The following is a 17,112-nucleotide window of genomic DNA, read 5'->3' on the forward strand; positions in this document are numbered from 1 at the left end:
GCGACCGCTATGCCGAGCGCTGCGACAACCGCTGGGCCAACCGCTGGGCCAACCGGTCGCGCAGGCCCGACGCGCGCTGCGCCTCCCGGGCGACCGCGGCGCGCACGGCCGCCTCCGAGGCCACCACCCGCACCTGCTCCTGGGCACGGGTGATGGCGGTGTAGAAGAGCTCGCGGGTCAGCAGCCGCGAGTCGGCCTCGGGCAGCAGCACGGTCACGTGCGCGGCCTGGCTGCCCTGGCTCTTGTGCACCGTCATCGCGTGCATCGTCTCGATCGCCTCCAGCCGTGCGGGGGCGAAGTCGCGCAACCGCTCGGAGCCGGAGATCCAGGCGCGCAGCCGGCCGTCGGGGGCGCGCACGACGGCCCCGGTCTCGCCGTTGTAGACCTCGAGCGCGTAGTCGTTGGTCGTCACCAGCAACGGGCGCCCGACGTACCACTCCCCCAGCACCGGCTCCCCGACCTCCTCGGCGAGCCAGCGCTCGACCTGCCGGTTCCAGGAGCGCACGCCGTAGGGCCCGTCGCGGTGGGCGCAGAGCAGCCGGTGGGTGTCGAGGGCCGCCACGGCCTGCTCGTGCTCGCCGGCGGCGGCGTGGCGGCGCACCCGCAGCGCGAGGTCGAGGGAGCGCTCCCGCAGCGCCTCGCCCAGCGTCTGCGCCAGCGCCTGGCCCCCCGCTGCCCGGGCGCCGGGCTCCTGGCCCGTCGGGTCCGTGGCCGGCAGCTCGACGAACTCGACCTCGTCGCTGGGCCGGCGCAGCGTGGCCAGCACCTCGTCGGCGTCGCCCGCGCGCAGCGCCTCGGCCAGCTCCTTGATGTGCTCGGTGGAGCGGAAGTTCTCGGTCAGCGAGGCGACCGGTGACTCCGGGGCGTCCTCGCCGAAGTGGTCGGCGAAGCCGCGCACCACGTCGGCGAGCACCGCCCCGGCCCCCACGGAGGTGAGCTGGCGGGGGTCACCGACCAGCACGAGCCGCGCCTGCGGGCGCACCGCCTCGAGCAGGCGGCCCATCATGGTCAGCTCGACCATCGAGGACTCGTCGACGACGACGAGGTCGTGCTTGAGGCGGTTGCCGCGGTCGTGGCGGAACCGGGTGGCGTTGTCGGGGCGCCAGCCGAGCAGCCGGTGCAGGGTCATGGTCTCGGGGCGGCCCACCCGCTCGCGGTCGGCGGGGTCGAGGTCGGCGAGCTCGGCGAGCACCGCCTCCTGCAACCGGGTGGCGGCCTTGCCGGTGGGGGCGGTCAGCGCCACCGAGAACCGCTCGCCGCGGGCCGCGGCCTGGTCGGCCAGCAGCACCAGGAGCCGGGCGATGGTGGTCGTCTTGCCGGTGCCCGGCCCGCCGGTCAGCACGGTGGTCGAGCGTCCGACCGCCCCGACGGCGGCCCGTTCCTGCTGCTCGCTGAGCCGGGCGCCGCGGATGCGGGCCCGCGCCGCGTCGAGCGCGGCGGCGTCGACCTGGGGGGCCGGGGCGGCCACCCGCTCGACCAGGTCGTCGCAGACCTGGCTCTCGAGGCGGTGGTAGCGGTCGAGGTAGACGGTGTCGCCCTCGAGGTGCACGACGCCCTCGGCGACCAGCGGGGACGCCGCGACGGCCTCGACCCAGCCCGCGGGCTCGGGCCAGCCGGGGTGGTCGAGCAGCGCGGGGACGGCGGACAGGTCGACGCAGGTCGAGCCCGAGCGGACCCCGCGCACGGCCAGCGCCAGCGCGAGCTGCACCTGCTCGTCGGCCTCGCCGGCCAGCGCCGCGACCCGGCGGGCCACGTGCACGTCGGCAGCCTCGAGCAGGCCGGTGTCGTTGAAGCCGGCCAGCAGCCCGCTCGCCGAGCGGGCCCGGCGCCGGTCGTGCGGGCCGAGCGGCTCCGCGGGCGCGACGGTGGTCGGTGTCGTCGGTGTCGTCGTCATGGCCGGGCTCCGTCCAGCAGGTCCGAGACCGCCTCGAGCAGCGGCACCGGCGGGGTCCAGCGGAAGACCCCGCACGGCTCCCCGTCGACCAGGGGCGTGGCCTCGCCGCACATGCCGCGCAGGTAGAGGTAGAGCACGCCGCCCAGGTGCAGCTCGGGGTCGTAGCCCGGCTGGCGCCAGCGCAGGAAGCGGTGCAGCACCACCGCGTAGAGCAGCGCCTGCAGGGGGTAGTCGGAGTGCACCATCGCCGCGTCGAGGGCCGCGGGACGGTAGGCGTGGGCGGTGAGCGGCTCGTCGGGCGGGCCGAGCCAGTTGGTCTTGTAGTCGACCACCAGGTAGCGCGGGGCCGGCTGCGTCGCCCCGCTGCCCGCGCCACCTACATCACCAGCGTGACCGGCGACGCGCAGCACCACGTCGACCGAGCCCGTCAGGTAGCCGCGCAGCGGCTGGTCGCCCAGCGCCGGCTGCTCGAGCGCCGCGGCGTACCCCCGCACCGGGTCGGTCTCGTCGAGGTGGCGGCGCAGCAGCGGTGCGAGGTCGCCCAGGCGCACCTCCTGCTCGGGCCTCCCGGCCTCGAGAGGCTCCGCGAGGTCGCCCCCGGAGAGCGGCAGCTCGAAGTCCATCTCGCGCAGCCGGTCGCGCAGCCCCACGTCGCGCAGGCGCAGCCCCGGCGCGGCGCTGCCCAGCGGCGAGTCGCAGACGGCGACCAGGGCGTCGGCGAGCGCCTCGGGGTCGACGTCGACCGGCCACCACACGAGCTGGTCGCGCACGTGGGCCACCAGCTCGGCGCGCAGGTCGTCGGCCCCGGGGTCGGCGTGCTCGAGGACCGCGTGCACCAGCGAGCCGAAGGTCGCACCCACGGGCAGGTCGGCCATCGGCGAGGCCACCTGCAGCTCGGCGGGCACCACGGCGGGGCTCGCCCCGTCGAGCGTCGCGGGGACCGCGTCGGGGCGGGTGGCGGGCTCGTCGTCCTTGGGGATGCTCTCGGGCTCGCTGCCCACGGCGCCCCCACCTGCACCCCCGGGTGACGGGGGCGACCCGGCGACGCTGCTGCCGGGGGCGGCGCGCTCGGCGCTCGGGGCGGCCGTGAGCGCGGAGTACGACGTGCGCCGCCACGCGGTGTCGACGTCGCGCGCGAAGCGACGCGCCTCGAGCCGGCCGGGAGCGGGCCGGGCGGGCGCCGGCGGCGGGTCGCCCCACAGGGCGGCCTCGGGAACCGGGCCACCGCGACGCGCCCAGTCGCCGAAGAGCCCGACGACCTCGTGGTCACCGGGCACCGGCGGCGTGCGCGGCACCACGGGGTCGCCCTGCGGGCGGCACAGCAGCCGGTGCAGCGGCGAGGCGAGGGCGTTCTTGGTCGGCGCCCACCAGCACACGACCTGCGCCTGGGCACGGGTCATCGCCACGTAGAGCAGCCGCAGCCACTCCCCGGCCTCCTCGTCGTTCCAGCGCCGCACGCTCTCGCCCCAGCCGTCGGCGGCCGCGTCGCGGGGCCCGCCGACGTCGAGGCAGCGCTGCCCGGCGTCGTCGTGGAAGAGCGGGCGCACCGGCTTGGGCACGAACCGGTCGGCGAGGGCGGGCAGGTAGACGACGGGGTACTGCAGGCCCTTGCTGGCGTGGATGGTCACCAGCTGCACCGCGGCCGCGTCGGAGTCGAGACGGCGGGTGCGCTCGGCCCCGCGGCCCGCGCGCCCCTCGGCGACCTGCTCGCGCAGCCACGCCAGCAGCGAGACCAGCCCCAGGTGCTCGCGCTGCGCGGTCTCGTGGAGCGCCTCGCCGATGTGGCGCAGGTCGGTCAGGCGGCGCTCGCCACCCACCTCGCGCAGCACCCGGGCGGGAAGCCCCGCGGCGGAGGCGGCCTCGAGCACCGCGGCCACCCCGCGGCGCGCCGCCAGGTCGGCCCAGCGGCGCAGCACGTCGGCCACCTCGTCGGTGACGTCGTCACGGCTGCGCCCACCCGGGCCGGGGTCGCCGTCGAGCTCCGCGGCGCTGCGCCCGACGAAGCAGGTCAGCGCGGCCGCGCGCACCCGGGCGCTGCGGTGCGGCTGCTCGAGGGCCTCGAGCAGGCTCAGCCACTCGACGGCCGCCGGGGTGGCGAAGACGCTGCCGCCGCCGGCGATCACCGCCGGCACGCCCGCCTCGACCAGCGCCCGCTGGGCCGCGGCCAGGTCGGCGTGGCGGTAGGAGATGACCGCGACGTCGCGGGGCTCGAGCTCGCGGCCCTCGAACGTCGCGCCCGAGGCGAGCAGGCGGCGTACGTCGAGGGCCAGGTCGCGGGCCACGTGCGGGCGCACCTGGCCGACCGCGAGCGAGGTGCCCGGGCCGCGGCCCAGGCTGTCGCGGCGCACCGCCCGCAGCCGCAGCGGCGCCTCGACCGGTGCGCCCACGAGCCGCCGCTGCTGGTGGTGGGCGCTGACGGGGTGCACCACGATCTGCTCGTCGCCGAGCTCGGCGCCGGCCAGCAGCGCCTGGGTGGCCTCGAGCAGGGCGGCGTCGCTGCGCCAGTTGACCCCGAGGGTCTCGTGCCGGTCGGCGCTGCGCGCCGCCTGCAGGTAGGTCGTGACGTCACCGCCGCGGAAGGCGTAGATGGCCTGCTTGGGGTCGCCGATCAGCACCATCGTGGCCACCCCGGTGAAGGCCCGGTCGAGCACCTGCCACTGCACCGGGTCGGTGTCCTGGAACTCGTCGACCAGCACCAGCTGCCACCGCTCCTGCATGCGGGTGCGGGCCGGGGAGCCGGGCGCCTCGAGGGCGCGCGCCAGCTGCAGCAGCAGGTCGTCGTAGGAGAGCACGCCGAGCCGGCGCTTGCGCAGGTCGAGCTCGTCGCGCACGGCCTGGGCGAAGGCGACCCGGCGACCGGCCGGGGTGGCCGGGTCGGCGTCGGCCGGCTCGAGGCGGGCCTGGGGGTCGCCGACCGCGGCCCGGGCGATGGCGAGCGCGTCGGCGTGGCTGAAGACCGGGTCGGCGTCGGCGTAGGCGAAGGCGCGCAGGTAGAGGTCGTCGACGACCTCGCGCAGCAGGTCGTCGAGGTCCTCCACGAGGCGGGCCCGGGCGTCGGTGTCGCCGGCCACCCCGAGCGACTCCAGCACCAGCGCGCAGAACTGGTGGGTGGTGGCGATCGTGGCGCCGTCGAAGCCCGCGAGCGCCTCGAGGACCCGCCGGTGGCGCAGCGCGCGGTCGTCGCCGTCGCCCACCACCAGGCGCAGCAGGTCGGTGTCGGCGGGCACGTCGGGGTCGCCGGCCAGCGCCCGCTCGGCCTCCACGAGCTGGGTGCGCACCCGCTCGCGCAGCTCCTGGCTGGCGGCCCGTCCGAACGTCACCACCAGCATGTCGTCGAGCCGGGCGGTGCCCTCGACGACGTAGCGGGTCACCAGGGCCCCGATCGTCCAGGTCTTGCCGGTGCCGGCGCTGGCCTCGAGCAGCGTGGTGGTGCCGGGCGTGGGCAGGTCGGGGGCGCAGACGTCGAACCCGGGCGCGCTCACAGCGGTCCCACCCTCTCGGCGCCGGTGAGCAGGGGCTCCCAGACCGTCCACGCGTGCTCGCCGAGGCCCGCGGCCAGCAGCACGCCCAGGTCGGCGCCGTCGCCGAAGGCGCGACGGTGGTAGGGGTCGGCGTCCTCGCCCTCGATGCCGTAGGGGTGGTGCGGGTCGGTCTCCCAGGCCTTGCGCGCCAGGTCGTCGGGCGACACGTCGTCGCCCATCAGGCCGCGCGCCCGGCCCTCGGCCCAGGCCGCCGCCGTGGCCACCGGCAGCGGCAGCGGACGCCGCAGCCCGAGGTCGCGCAGCTCGACGAGGCGGCGCAGCCACTCCTCGGCCCGGTGGTCGAGCGGCCCGGCGAGGGCCCGCCGCGGACCGGCGCGCTCGCGGCCCACCGCGTGGGCGGTGAACACCTCGTCGGGGTGCGCGGCCGACAGCGCGAGCAGGTCGATCCAGGAGGCGAGGCGCTGCTTGGGCTTGAGCCGGGAGTAGCCCAGGGACAGGACCTTCGAGCCGTGGACACCGGCGACCGTGCCGGTCAGGCGCCGCCCGGCGCCCAGGTCGACGTCGACGTCGAGGGTGCGCGGCGCGCCCTGGCGCAGGTCGGCGGTGCGCTCGAAGAGCTTCTGCGACTCCTCGACCACCCCGCGCAGGGCCTGCTCGCCCAGCACGCCCGGGGGCAGGGTGCCGCGCAGCTGCTCCGCGGTCATCACCGCGACCGGGTCCTGGCCCGCGAGCACCTCGCGCAGCAGGTGGTCGCCCACGGCCCAGGCATCCAGCGCGTCGAGCGAGACCGGGATCGCGTCGCCCACCTCGTCGGGCTCCAGCGGGGCCGACACGTCGAGCCGCTGGCGCAGGAAGCTGCGCACCGGGTGCAGGAAGAAGGAGCGCAGCTCGGCCAGGCTGACGTCGCCGGGCTCGAGGGCCGGCAGGTCGCCGGCCAGCAGCGGCGCGGGCGGGACCCGCTCGGCGACCGCGGCCCGGGCGCCGCCCAGCGCGGCGGTGTCGAAGCTGAACGGCCGGGGGTCGTGGGCCAGCAGCGCGCCCGGGGCCAGGTTGCGGGCGTCGTAGGGCTGCAGGGGGTGGTGGGTCAGCACGTGCTCGCGCACCGGGGTCGCGCAGGTGCGGTCGGCCGCGTCGAGCACCTCGCCCAGCGGCACCGCCGGGGGCCGGGGCGCCCCGGAGTGCTCGTTGGCGCCGGTGTAGGTCACCACCAGGGTCTCGGTGGCCGAGAGCAGGGCGTCGAGGAGCAGCTGGCGGTCCTCGCTGCGCACGTCGCGCTCGCCGGTGAGCGGGTCGCGGGCCAGCACGTCGTCGCCGTCGGGGGCCAGGCTGCGCGGGAACACGCCGTCGTCGAGGCCGACGAGGCAGACCACCCGGTGCGGCACCGAGCGCATCGGCACCATCGTGCAGACGGTCAGGGTGCCGGTGCGGAAGTTGGCCCGGGTGGGTCGCCCGCCCAGCCGCGAGACGAGCAGCGCGCGCACGTCGGCCAGGCGCAGCCGCACGTCGGGACCGTCGGCGGCCGCGGCGGCGGCCCGCGAGAGCTCGGTCTCGAGCTGGGCGAGCTGCCAGGCGTCGTCGGGGGCGACGTCGCCGAGCGCCCGTACGCCGTCGCCCAGGGCGCTCATCCACGACGCGGCGTCGTCGGCCGTCGAGAGCGCCGTGACGCAGCCGTCGAGGCGGTCGACCAGCTCGGCGAGCCGGCCCACCAGGTCGACGTCGGAGCTGCCGACGTCGTCGACCGGCAGGCCGCGCCCGACCCGCCGGTGGTCGTCGCCGCTCATCGCCACGCCCAGCAGCACCCGGTCGAGCCCGGCTCGCCAGGTGTTGTGCTCGAAGCGGGCCATCGAGAAGGCGGCGCGGTGCGGCGCGTCGAGGCCCCAGCGGATGCCGGCCTGGCCGACCCAGCGCGCGATCCGGTCGAGGTCGTCGTCGCCGAGGCCGAAGCGCAGGCGGCAGGGCTCGGAGCCGGCGAGGTCGAGCACGTCGGAGGCGGTGACCCGGCCGCCGGCCAGCTCGACCAGGCGCCCCGCCAGGGCGAGCAGCGGGTTGGTGCTGCTCAGCGCCCGGTCGGCCAGGCGCACCCGCAGCCGGTGGGCGGGGTGCCCGCCGCCGGGGCTGTCCTCCACGGCCTCGGCGAGACCGAACCCGGCCGAGACCAGGGGCGCGTAGGTCTCGATGTCGGGACACATCACGAGGATGTCGCGCGGCTGCAGGCTCGGGTCGTCCTCCAGCAGCCCGACCAGCACCTCGCGCAGCACGTCGACCTGACGGGCGGGGCCGTGGCAGGCGTGCACCTGCAGGCTGCGGTCGGCCGGGTCGTGGGCCCGGGCGGTGCGCTCGTGGGGCTCGGGGGCGTGGTTGGCGCGCAGGTCGTGCTGGAGCCGGGCCAGCAGGGTGGCCGGGGCCGGCTCCTCGTCGACCAGCGGCTCGTCGAGCGCGCCGAGGGGGGCCAGGGTGCGGGCCAGCTCGCGGGTGTCGCGGCCCAGCGAGGCCAGCAGCGGGTGGCCGGCCAGCTCGGCCGCACTGTCGGCGCGGCGCCGCACGGGTCCCTCGACGTCGCCCAGCGCCCGCCACAGCGCGGCCGAGGGCTGGGGCAGCCACAGGTGCACCTCGCGGCGCGCGGCCAGGGCGCCGAGGAGCGTGACCTCGCTGACGGGCAGCCGGGTGTGGCCGAACAGCGAGAGCCGCCCGGGCAGGTCGAGACCCTCGCCACCGCTCTCGAGGGCGGCCACGGTGCGGGCCAGCCGCACGTCGGGCGGGTCGGCGGGCACCCGCTCCAGCAGGCGGCGCCACAGCTCGGGCTGCCAGGCCAGGTCGTCGGGCAGGCTCCGGCCGGCGCCGTCGGTGTCACGCCCCTCGCGCCAGTCACCGACCAGCGAGGGCCGCTGCACGGCGTACGACGACAGCAGGCCGGCCAGGCGGCGCGCCACCGACCAGCGCCGGTCGCGCCGCAGCTCGGCGTCGTCACCGCGACGGCCGTGGCCCAGGTGGTGGGCCAGCGTGGCGCACCACGGCTCGTCGAGGCAGTCGTCGATGGTGGCCAGCAGCGGCCACACGAGGCGGTCGGGCTCCCACGCGTCGTCGCGGTCACGGTCGAGCAGCAGCGAGACCAGGGAGTGGGGGGTCAGGAACCGGACGCCGGCGCAGATGCCGTCGCCGCCGCGGGGGCCGGCCCCCAGGGTGTGGGACAGCCGCTGCGTCAGCCAGCGCTCCACGCCCTTGGCGGGCACCACCACGACCTCCTCGGCGAACGGGTCGTCCAGCGGCGCGGCGAGCAGCCCGCCGAGGCCGTCGGCGAGCCGGTCGGTGCGCGTGGCGCGGTGGAGGTGGAGCGGCACGGCGGCAGCATCGCACGACCCGCCGACATGCCCGACCGTACGTGCCGGGTCAGCCGGGTCAGCCGGGTCAGACCGTCTCGCGCTGGGAGTCGCTGCGGTTGATGTCGCGCTCGAGGTCGGCGACGGCCTCCGGCTTGTCGTGGAAGCGCCGGTAGCTCCAGACGATCAGGCCCAGGGCGATGGCGGCCGAGGCCACCTGGGTGATCCCGGTGGCGGCCCCGCCCACCAGCCACCACGACTCGTCCAGGAACCACCAGCCGGGGGCGTCCGGGCCGACGATCCACACCACGCCCAGGCCGGCCACCACCAGCGCCGCGGTCGTGGAGGCGAGGATCCGCGGCCAGGTCGCGACGCCGTCGGCGGCGCCGCGCATGGCGCGGTACTTCACCGGGTCGAGCCGCTTGGCGGCCCAGTCGTACTGCTGGGAGAGCACCGCCATGCCGGCGAAGAGCATCAGCAGGCCGGGGCCCGGCAGCACGAGGGCCGCGATGCCCACGACCACGAGGGTCCAGCCCACGACCTCGAGCGTCACCCGACGCGCAGCGGACTTCATGGACCCCACCATCCCAGAGCCTTCCAAGCGCCGCCAGGCCCTCGTGGGCGCGGCGCGGTGCCGCCCAGCCGCGCGCGCGACCAGAGCACGAGGGCGACACCGAGGGCCCCGGAGGCGATCTGGGCCACGCCGCTCCAGGTCCCGCCAGGCAGCCACGCCCACCCGGGCAGCCCCCACCACGACGGCGGAGCGGGGTCGACGAGCCACAGCACGCCGGCCGCGGCCAGCGCCGTGGTGCCCAGCAGCGAGGCCAGGGTGCGCGGCCAGGTCGCCACCGAGCGGGCCGCGGCGCGCAGGCCCCGCTCGCGCCACGGGGCGAGCCGCGCGGCCACCCGCTCGTCGGCCCGGGCCAGCACGTGCACCCCGGCCGCCAGCGCCAGCAGCCCGGGGCCGGGCAGCGGGTAGAGCACGACCCCGAGCAGGACGAGCCCCCAGCCGAGCACGAGCAGCAGGCGAGAGCGCATCGGCGCATCCTGCGGCGGCCGGTCGACGACCACCCGCCCGCCGGGCGGCCGTCCGGTGCCGGCCCGGTGAACTCCTGCCTCACCGGCTCGCCGGGCTCGTGAGGCGTGACGGCGCGGCTCAGCCGTCGGTGGCGCCCGGCTGGGGGTCGACGAGGCGGGTCCCCGTGCGGACCCACCAGGCGGCAGCGCCGCGGACCTCGTCGGACCAGCCGGGCTCCTCGAGGATCTCGCCCAGCACCGGCGAGCCGGCGATACCGATCACGCTGAGCACGCGGCCGGGCCCGAACAGCTGGTCGGAGGTACGCAAGCAACGGCGCAGCACGGCCTCGTCCACCTGCTCCCCTGCGATCGCCAACCAGGCCGCCTCGCGGGCCGAGAGCTCGTCCGCCTCCTGCAGGCGGCGACGCACGGTCGGTGGCAGGTAGTCGTGGACCAGCGAGGCACCGCGGCTCGTCGCCCGCTCCCGCACCGAGGGGTCGGGGTGGCTCTCCGCGATCGACAGGACGGCGTCCACCGCGACGCGGCGCAGCCCCGGCAGTGCCCCGAGGAGCAGGGCGCTGGCGTGCGAGCGGCTGGAGCGCCCCTCCCCGACCACCTCGAAGAGCAACCGGGCCAGCAGCGGCTGGTAGGGCAGGCCGAGGGCGGCCGAGCTCTCCTCGGCATGCACCTGGCAGGCACGGACCAGCGCCTCGCGTCCCGCGGGGCGCAGCGACTCGCCGACCGGGGAGGGCGGGTGCGCCACGTCGCCGCGCACCGCCGCGAGCTCGTCGGCGGGCACCAGCCGCAGCACGTGCGAGAGCCAGCGCCACCGTTCCCCCTGGTCCTGGGCCGCGGCGTTGTAGTGGGCGACCACGCGGTCGAGCACCGGCGCCCAGAAGCCCGGCGCGGCGTGCGCCTCGGCCATCACGCCCAGCCCGATCGCGGCGCCCTCGACCCGGAGCTCGCGAGGGTCTCCGAGCAGATCGACCATCCACGACCTCGTGTCGTCGTCGAAGGCCTCCCCCACCGCGCTCATCACGTCGTTGGGCATCTGCACGTGGGGGTCGGCCAGGACCGCCTCGGCGGCCTCGCGCACCACGCCGCCCCACGCGCTGCGTCGCAAGGTCGCCAGCGCGTCGTACCGGATGAGGTAGGAGGTGCCGTGGGAACGCACCAGCTCACCCATCAGGGCCGAGACCCGGTCCCGGGCCTGGTCGACGGGCAGGCCCACGTTGCCCTGCTGGGCCATCGCACGCGCCCACTCGCGCCACTGGCCGCCCACGGCGTCCCCCGCGAGCACCGGCTCGTGCAGGCGCGACATCTCCTCGGGCGAGGCGACACGGTGCACCGGCGCGCGGTCGACGGGGCTGTAGGGGAAGGTGCGGCACACGATGTCGATGCTGGCGCGCAGCGAGTGCGGCGCCAGCGCCAGCGCCTCCTCGTACGCCGCGACGACCCGGTCGTCGCGCACGGCTCCGGTCTCGATGCGGTGCAGCGACGACGTGCTGGTGCGCAGGCCCAGCCACTCGAGCCGCGTCACCATGTCGCCCAGCCGATGCGCGGGGCGCTCGGGCGCGGTCAGCCGTGCCATCCGCAGCAGCCAGCCGATGCGCACGCCGACGTCGATGGTCGGCCCGGTGAGCGGGGTCGGGTCGTCGAGCGGCTTGAGCGGCGCGCCGCGCGACTGCTCCGTACCCACCTCGGACCCCCATGTCCCCTGCCCCACGAGGGTGATCGTGATCCTCGTGCGACGTGTCTGTGAGCCGGCTGTGAGCCGACTGCGCAGCAAGGGTAAATACCCATCCCCCGCGAGAGCCAGCGAGCGACGTCGCCGGGAGGGGAGCACGCCCCGCTCAGGCGGGCCGGCGGGCCAGCCCGCCGACGACCACGTCGGCCAGCGCCCGGTAGGCCTCGGCGTCGCTGAGCCCGGTCGCCGCGCCCACCCGGCCGGCCTGGATGCCGGTCATCACCTCGGCGACCGCGGCCCCCACGAAGACCGCGTCCACGGGGCGCAGCGCCCCCGCCACGACGCCGGCGTCGACCAGCGCCCGGACCCGACGGGCCGCGTGGCGGGTGTTCTCCTCGTAGACCTCGCCCGCCGGCGGGTGGGCCAGCAGGTCGGCGTAGAAGCTCGGCGAGGCCGGCGCCAGCTCGTCGGAGACCGCGAGCAGGTAGGTGCGCAGCCGGGCCGCCGGGTCGGGCTCGGCCTGCACCCGCTGCTCGATGCGCTCGGCTGCTCCTCGGAACCACGCGCGCAGCGTCGCCAGCACGATCTCGGGCTTCGAGCCGGCGACCAGGTAGAGCGAGGACCGGGAGCAGCGCAGCCGGGCGGCGAGGTCGCCGACGCCGAAGGCGAGGAAGCCCTCGGCGAGGAACAGGTCGGCGAGGCGCCCGAGCAGCTCAGCGCGCCGGCGGTCGGCTCGGGCGATGGAGTCGGTGGGGCCCACCCGCCGGAGCATAGGCCGCGAACGGGCCGTCGGGTACCAGATCCCGTAGTCTGGTACTCGACCGTCTCCCCGTCCTCAGGAGGACCCATGCCCGCCCGCCGCGTCCTGGCCACCGACGAGTCCGCCGAGCTGCTGGCGCTCGTGCGCCGCATCGCCACCGACGAGCTGGCCCCCCGCGTGGCCGAGGCCGAGGCCGACGAGCGGTTCCCCCGCGACGTCTTCCGCCTACTGGGGCGCAGCGGGCTGCTGGGGCTGCCCTACCCGGAGGAGCAGGGCGGCGCCGGGCTGTCCTACGAGGTCTACCTGCAGGTGCTCGAGGAGATCGCCGCCGTCTGGTCCTCGGTCGGGGTGGGCGTCTCGGTGCACGCCCTGAGCTGCTTCGGGCTGGCGCGGTTCGGCACCGACGAGCAGCGCCGGCAGTGGCTGCCCGACATGCTCGGCGGCGACCTGCTCGGCGCCTACTGCCTCTCCGAGGCGCACGCCGGCTCCGACCCCGCGGCAATGCGCACCACCGCGCGGCGCGACGGCGACGACTACGTCATCGACGGCGCCAAGGCCTGGACCACCCACGGCGGGCACGCCGACTTCTACAAGGTGATGGCACGCACCTCCGAGGACCGCGGCGGCATCTCCTGCTTCCTGGTGCCGGCCGACACGCCGGGACTGGTCGCGGACCCGCCGGAGCGGAAGATGGGACTGACCGGGTCGGCGACCGCCACGATGCGCTTCGACGGCGTACGGGTGCCGGTCGAGCGCCGTCTCGGCGCCGAGGGCGAGGGGCTGCGGATCGCCCTGGCCGGCCTCGACGCCGGGCGCCTGGGCATCGCGGCCGTCGCCACGGGCCTCGCCCAGGGCGCCCTCGACCACGCGCTGGCCTACGCCCGCGAGCGCGAGACCTTCGGACGCCCGATCATCGAGCACCAGGGCCTGGCCTTCGTGCTGGCCGACATGGAGGCCGCGGTGCAGAGCGCCCGGGCCACGGTGCTGCACGCGGCCCGGCTCAAGGACGCCGGGCAGCCCTTCGGGCGCGAGGCCTCGATCGCCAAGCTCGTGGCCACCGACAACGCCATGAAGGTCACCACCGACGCCGTGCAGGTGCTGGGAGGCTACGGCTACACCCGCGACTTCCCGGTCGAGCGCTACATGCGCGAGGCCAAGGTGATGCAGATCTTCGAGGGCACCAACCAGATCCAGCGGATGGTCGTCGCCCGCTCCCTCGACAAGTCCGCCCCCGGCGCCATCACCCACCTCTGACCCACCTCGCCGAGCCGGCACGACTTCCTCGCGAGCCGGCGCTACTTCCTGACCGGACCGACGAAAGCCGCGGAACTGGTGCCGGGTCGCGGGGAACTGGCGCCGGGTCGGGGCGGTGGCCGGCCGGGTGGGAGGCTGGACGGGTGGACCTCCCCGACGCCGCCGACATCGACGCCGCCGCCCACCGGCTCTCCGACATCGTCAGCCCGACGCCGCTGCACCGCAGCGACCGGCTCTCGACACTGCTCGGCCTCGAGGTGTGGCTCAAGCGCGAGGACCTGCAGCCGGTGCGCTCCTACAAGCTGCGCGGCGCGTTCACCCTCATCGACCAGCTCCCGCCCGAGGCGCGCGAGCGGGGGGTGACCTGCGCCAGCGCCGGCAACCACGCCCAGGGGGTCGCCTTCGCGTGCGCCCGGGCCGGGGTCCGGGCACGGGTGCACCTGCCCCGCACCACCCCGCGCCAGAAGCGCGAGCGGGTCGCGGTGCTCGGCGGCGGGCTCGTCGAGGTCGTGATCGTCGGCGACACCTACGACGAGGCGGCCGCGGCCAGTGCGGCGTACGCCCTCGAGAGCGGCGCGACGCCGGTGCCGGCCTTCGACGACCCGCGAACGATCGCCGGCCAGGGCACGGTGGCCCGCGAGGTGCTGGCCCAGCTCGACGCGCAGGTCGGGCGCGCGCCCGACGCCGTCGTCGTGCCGGTCGGCGGCGGCGGCCTGGCCGCGGGCATGCTCGCCTTCCTCGCCGAGCGGGCCCCGCACGTGCGGGTGGTGGGCGCCGAGCCGGCCGGGGCGGCCAGCATGGCCGCGGCCCTCGAGGCCGGCGAGCCGGTGACCCTGCCCGAGCTCGAGAGCTTCGTCGACGGCGCCGCCGTACGCCGGGTGGGCGCGTGGACGCACGCCGCGGTCGCCGCGCACCGGCCGCCGATGGTCGCGGTGCCCGAGGGGCTGGCCTGCGTCGAGATGCTCGACCTCTACCAGTCCGACGGCATCATCGCCGAGCCCGCCGGGGCGCTGGCCAGCGCGGCGCTGCGGCTGCCGATGGAGTCGGGCGGCCCGGTGCTGGCGCCGGGCTCGCTGGTCGTGGCGATCGTCTCGGGCGGCAACAACGACGTGAGCCGCTACGCCGAGGTGGTCGAGCGCGCACTGGTGCACGAGGGGCTCAAGCACTACTTCCTGGTGGAGTTCCCCCAGGAGCCGGGCGCGCTGCGCCGCTTCCTCGACGAGGTGCTCGGGCCCGACGACGACATCACGCTCTTCGAGTACGTCAAGCGCAGCAACCGCGAGACCGGCCCGGCGCTGGTCGGCGTCGAGCTCGCCACCGCCGGAGACCTCGACGGCCTCCTGGCCCGGATGGACGCCTCGCCGCTGCGCGTCGAGCAGGTCCCGCCCGAGAGCCCGCTCTTCCGCTGGGTGATGTAACCCCGAGCGGCGGGGCCCGATGCCTAGCCGGGCGTCTGCGTCGAGTCGTCGCGGGTGCCCTCCGGGTCCTCGGTGCGCTCCTGGGAGTCGGCCAGGATCGCCTCGGCCTGGGCCTGCGGGTCGTCGCTGCCGGCCTCCCTCTCCTCGGGCAGCAGCTCGGCGCGCGAGGCGACCGCGTCGGAGTCGGGGTGGGCGTCGGGGTCGGCGTCGGGGTGCGGAGCGTGTTCGGGGGTCGGGTCGGTGGCGTCCATGGCTCGACGCTAGCGCGGCGGCGCCCACCCCGACCGCATGCCGGACACCACCCGGCCGGTGCGTAACCCGGGTGCCGGTGGCCAGTTGGACCAGTGATCACCCCTCCGATCCCGGCCTCGGGGTTCTCGGACATGCACTCGAGGGCGCTGTGACGCCCGCCTGGGAGGACACGGACATGACCCACAGGACCGCTCGCGGACTGGCACTGACGGCGACCGGTACGCTCATCGCCCTCTCGGCGGCCCCCGCCACGGCCGCCACCCCGGTCGCCCAGGCCGACGCGACCGCGCTGACCCTGACCGTGGCCAGCACCCCGACCGACTCGGGGTCCTTCTCCTCCACCCACGACGGTGACAGCGAGAGCACCTCCGGCTCGGACGAGCCGGCGCTCTCGGCGGCGACCGGCCAGTCCTTCGCCCAGGTCGGCACCCTCGCCCAGGACGCCCGCACCCGCGTCGAGCAGCGGCAGGGCTACGCCGAGGCGTGCGCGGGCCTGGCGGGCGACGGCGCCACCGTGGTCGGCGTCGGCGAGGGCGGCTGCCTGACCCCCGGCCAGAACGTGCGGCTCAACGCCGCCACCGTCGACCTCTCCGGGCTGCGTGTCCTCGAGTCCGAGTTCCTCGCCGGCTTCGACCAGCAGCTGCAGGACGCGCTGGCGCCGGTGCTCGACCAGCTGCTGCCCGCCCTCACCGACGGCCTCGAGCAGGCCCTGACCGGCCTGGGCGACCTGGGGGTCTTCCTCGACGCCGGGGTCATCCAGAGCCGGTGCACGGCCGGGCCCGGCACCTCCGCGGGCTCCGCGCAGATCGCCGACGCGGCGGCGTACGTCGAGGTGGGCGGCACGCGCGTCGACCTGGTGGCCCTGCCGGTCGACCCCGAGCCCAACACCCACGTCGTGACCGACCTCGGGGCCGTGACCCAGGAGGTGCTCGACGCCGTGCGCACCGAGCTCGAGACCGCCATCGACGGCACGCTCGGCCCGCTGACCGCGGTCGTCGACGGTGCCGAGGTGCTGGCCGAGGCCCTGGGCCAGGTCGGCGAGCAGCTCGCCCCGCTCGAGGACAACGTCATCGACATCCTGCTCAACGAGCAGGTGCAGGTCGCCGACGACGAGATCGAGGTGACCGCACTGGACCTCTCGGTGCTGCCGGCCGCCCAGGAGTTCGACGTCGACCTGCTGCGCGCCGAGATCGGCCGGTCGCACTGCGGCCCGACCGGCCGCGTGGGCGCCCCCGCCGAGCCGGAGGCGACCCCCGACCCGACCGACCCGCCGGCCCCGGTGCCGACCTCGGTGCCGGCCGGCGTCGAGACCGCCGCCTCCGGCGGCGGCATGGGCGCCGCGGGCAACCTGTCCCTGGCCGCGCTGCTGGCCCTGGCCGGCGCCGCCGGCGTCGCCAGCTGGCGCCGCAGCCTGCGCGGCTGACCCGGGGCCGGTCGTGGCGGTCCTGGAGGCACGGCTGCGGGCGCTGACCTCGGCGCTCGGCGTGCTGGCGCTGGGGATGGTGCTGCTCGGCATCGTCCTGCCCAGCGGCGACGACGACGGCTACACCTCCCTCGACCCGGCCGCCCCGGTGCGGCTCTCGGTGCCCTCGCTCGACATCCGCGCCCCCGTCAACGCCATCGAGGTCGGGGACGACCGGGTGCTCGACCCGCCGGCCGACGTGCTCGACGTCGGCTGGTGGGACGCCAGCGCGCTGCCGGGCGAGGCCACCGGCCGCACCGTGATCGCGGGACACACCGTCAACACAGGGGGCGGCTCCCTCGACCGGCTTGCCGACGTGCGCCGCGGCGCGGTCGTCGACGTGCTGACCCGCAACGGCGTGATGCGCTACGAGGTGCGCCGCACCAAGGTCTACGACAAGGAGCAGCTGGCCCGCAACGCCGCCCGGGTCTTCGGCCAGGACGCCGGCGACGGGCGCCTGGTGCTGGTCTCCTGCGCCGACTGGGACGGCACCGCCTACGACAGCAACGTCGTCGTCTACGCCGACCCCGTCGGCAGCCCGGCCCAGGACGCCTGAGCGCCGCTCGCCC

The 17,112-nt window shown here is 76.7% G+C and carries 12 protein-coding genes; 4 read left to right on the forward strand and 8 right to left on the reverse strand.

The genetic code is table 11. The features are described 5' to 3' along the window. Positions 1 to 7: 7 nt before the first annotated feature. From recD to JOE61_RS09145, 7 genes are all read right to left on the reverse strand, one after another. Positions 8 to 1,894 carry an exodeoxyribonuclease V subunit alpha gene (gene recD / locus JOE61_RS09115; RefSeq protein WP_193669749.1) on the reverse strand — a complete coding sequence of 629 codons (1,887 nt, stop codon included), beginning with the start codon at positions 1,892 to 1,894 and terminating at the stop codon, positions 8 to 10. Beyond that, on the reverse strand, positions 1,891 to 5,376 hold the full coding sequence (locus JOE61_RS09120) for a UvrD-helicase domain-containing protein (RefSeq protein ID WP_193669750.1): 3,486 nt from the start codon (positions 5,374 to 5,376) through the stop codon (positions 1,891 to 1,893). Before JOE61_RS09120 ends, recD begins: the two co-directional genes overlap by 4 nt. Beyond that, on the reverse strand, positions 5,373 to 8,714 hold the full coding sequence (gene recC / locus JOE61_RS09125; protein WP_193669751.1) for an exodeoxyribonuclease V subunit gamma: 3,342 nt from the start codon (positions 8,712 to 8,714) through the stop codon (positions 5,373 to 5,375). The genes JOE61_RS09120 and recC overlap by 4 nt, the downstream gene beginning before the upstream one ends. A gap of 67 nt (positions 8,715 to 8,781) precedes the next feature. Continuing rightward, a complete protein-coding gene (locus JOE61_RS09130; protein ID WP_193669752.1) occupies positions 8,782 to 9,267 on the reverse strand; it encodes a PGPGW domain-containing protein in 486 nt (161 codons plus the stop codon). After that, positions 9,264 to 9,731 carry a PGPGW domain-containing protein gene (locus JOE61_RS09135; RefSeq protein ID WP_193669753.1) on the reverse strand — a complete coding sequence of 156 codons (468 nt, stop codon included), beginning with the start codon at positions 9,729 to 9,731 and terminating at the stop codon, positions 9,264 to 9,266. The genes JOE61_RS09130 and JOE61_RS09135 overlap by 4 nt, the downstream gene beginning before the upstream one ends. A gap of 118 nt (positions 9,732 to 9,849) precedes the next feature. Then, positions 9,850 to 11,409: a hypothetical protein gene (locus JOE61_RS09140; RefSeq protein WP_193669754.1), complete on the reverse strand. Its 1,560-nt coding sequence runs from the start codon at positions 11,407 to 11,409 to the stop codon at positions 9,850 to 9,852. A gap of 154 nt (positions 11,410 to 11,563) precedes the next feature. Then, entirely contained in the window at positions 11,564 to 12,157 is a 594-nt protein-coding gene (locus JOE61_RS09145; protein ID WP_307822898.1) for a TetR/AcrR family transcriptional regulator, read from the reverse strand. A gap of 87 nt (positions 12,158 to 12,244) precedes the next feature. Between JOE61_RS09145 and JOE61_RS09150 the strand changes: the two genes are divergently transcribed. Together JOE61_RS09150 and ilvA are read left to right on the forward strand one after the other, a co-directional pair. Then, positions 12,245 to 13,411, forward strand: coding sequence for an acyl-CoA dehydrogenase family protein (locus tag JOE61_RS09150; protein WP_193669756.1), 1,167 nt, complete (start codon positions 12,245 to 12,247; stop codon positions 13,409 to 13,411). 143 nt (positions 13,412 to 13,554) lie between these two features. Continuing rightward, on the forward strand, positions 13,555 to 14,829 hold the full coding sequence (ilvA, locus tag JOE61_RS09155) for a threonine ammonia-lyase IlvA (protein WP_193669757.1): 1,275 nt from the start codon (positions 13,555 to 13,557) through the stop codon (positions 14,827 to 14,829). A 23-nt stretch (positions 14,830 to 14,852) separates the two neighbouring features. Here ilvA and JOE61_RS09160 read toward each other — a convergent pair whose 3' ends face one another. Then, a complete protein-coding gene (locus tag JOE61_RS09160) occupies positions 14,853 to 15,080 on the reverse strand; it encodes a hypothetical protein (protein ID WP_193669805.1) in 228 nt (75 codons plus the stop codon). A gap of 176 nt (positions 15,081 to 15,256) precedes the next feature. Here JOE61_RS09160 and JOE61_RS09165 point away from each other — a divergent pair, with 176 nt between their 5' ends. Both JOE61_RS09165 and JOE61_RS09170 read left to right on the forward strand, forming a co-directional pair. Beyond that, entirely contained in the window at positions 15,257 to 16,504 is a 1,248-nt protein-coding gene (locus tag JOE61_RS09165; protein ID WP_193669758.1) for a hypothetical protein, read from the forward strand. Positions 16,505 to 16,517: 13 nt separating this feature from the next. After that, a complete protein-coding gene (locus tag JOE61_RS09170; protein ID WP_307822899.1) occupies positions 16,518 to 17,099 on the forward strand; it encodes a class F sortase in 582 nt (193 codons plus the stop codon). The last annotated feature ends 13 nt before the right edge of the window (positions 17,100 to 17,112 follow it).

The organism is Nocardioides salarius (genome assembly GCF_016907435.1).
Lineage (GTDB): Bacteria > Actinomycetota > Actinomycetes > Propionibacteriales > Nocardioidaceae > Nocardioides > Nocardioides salarius.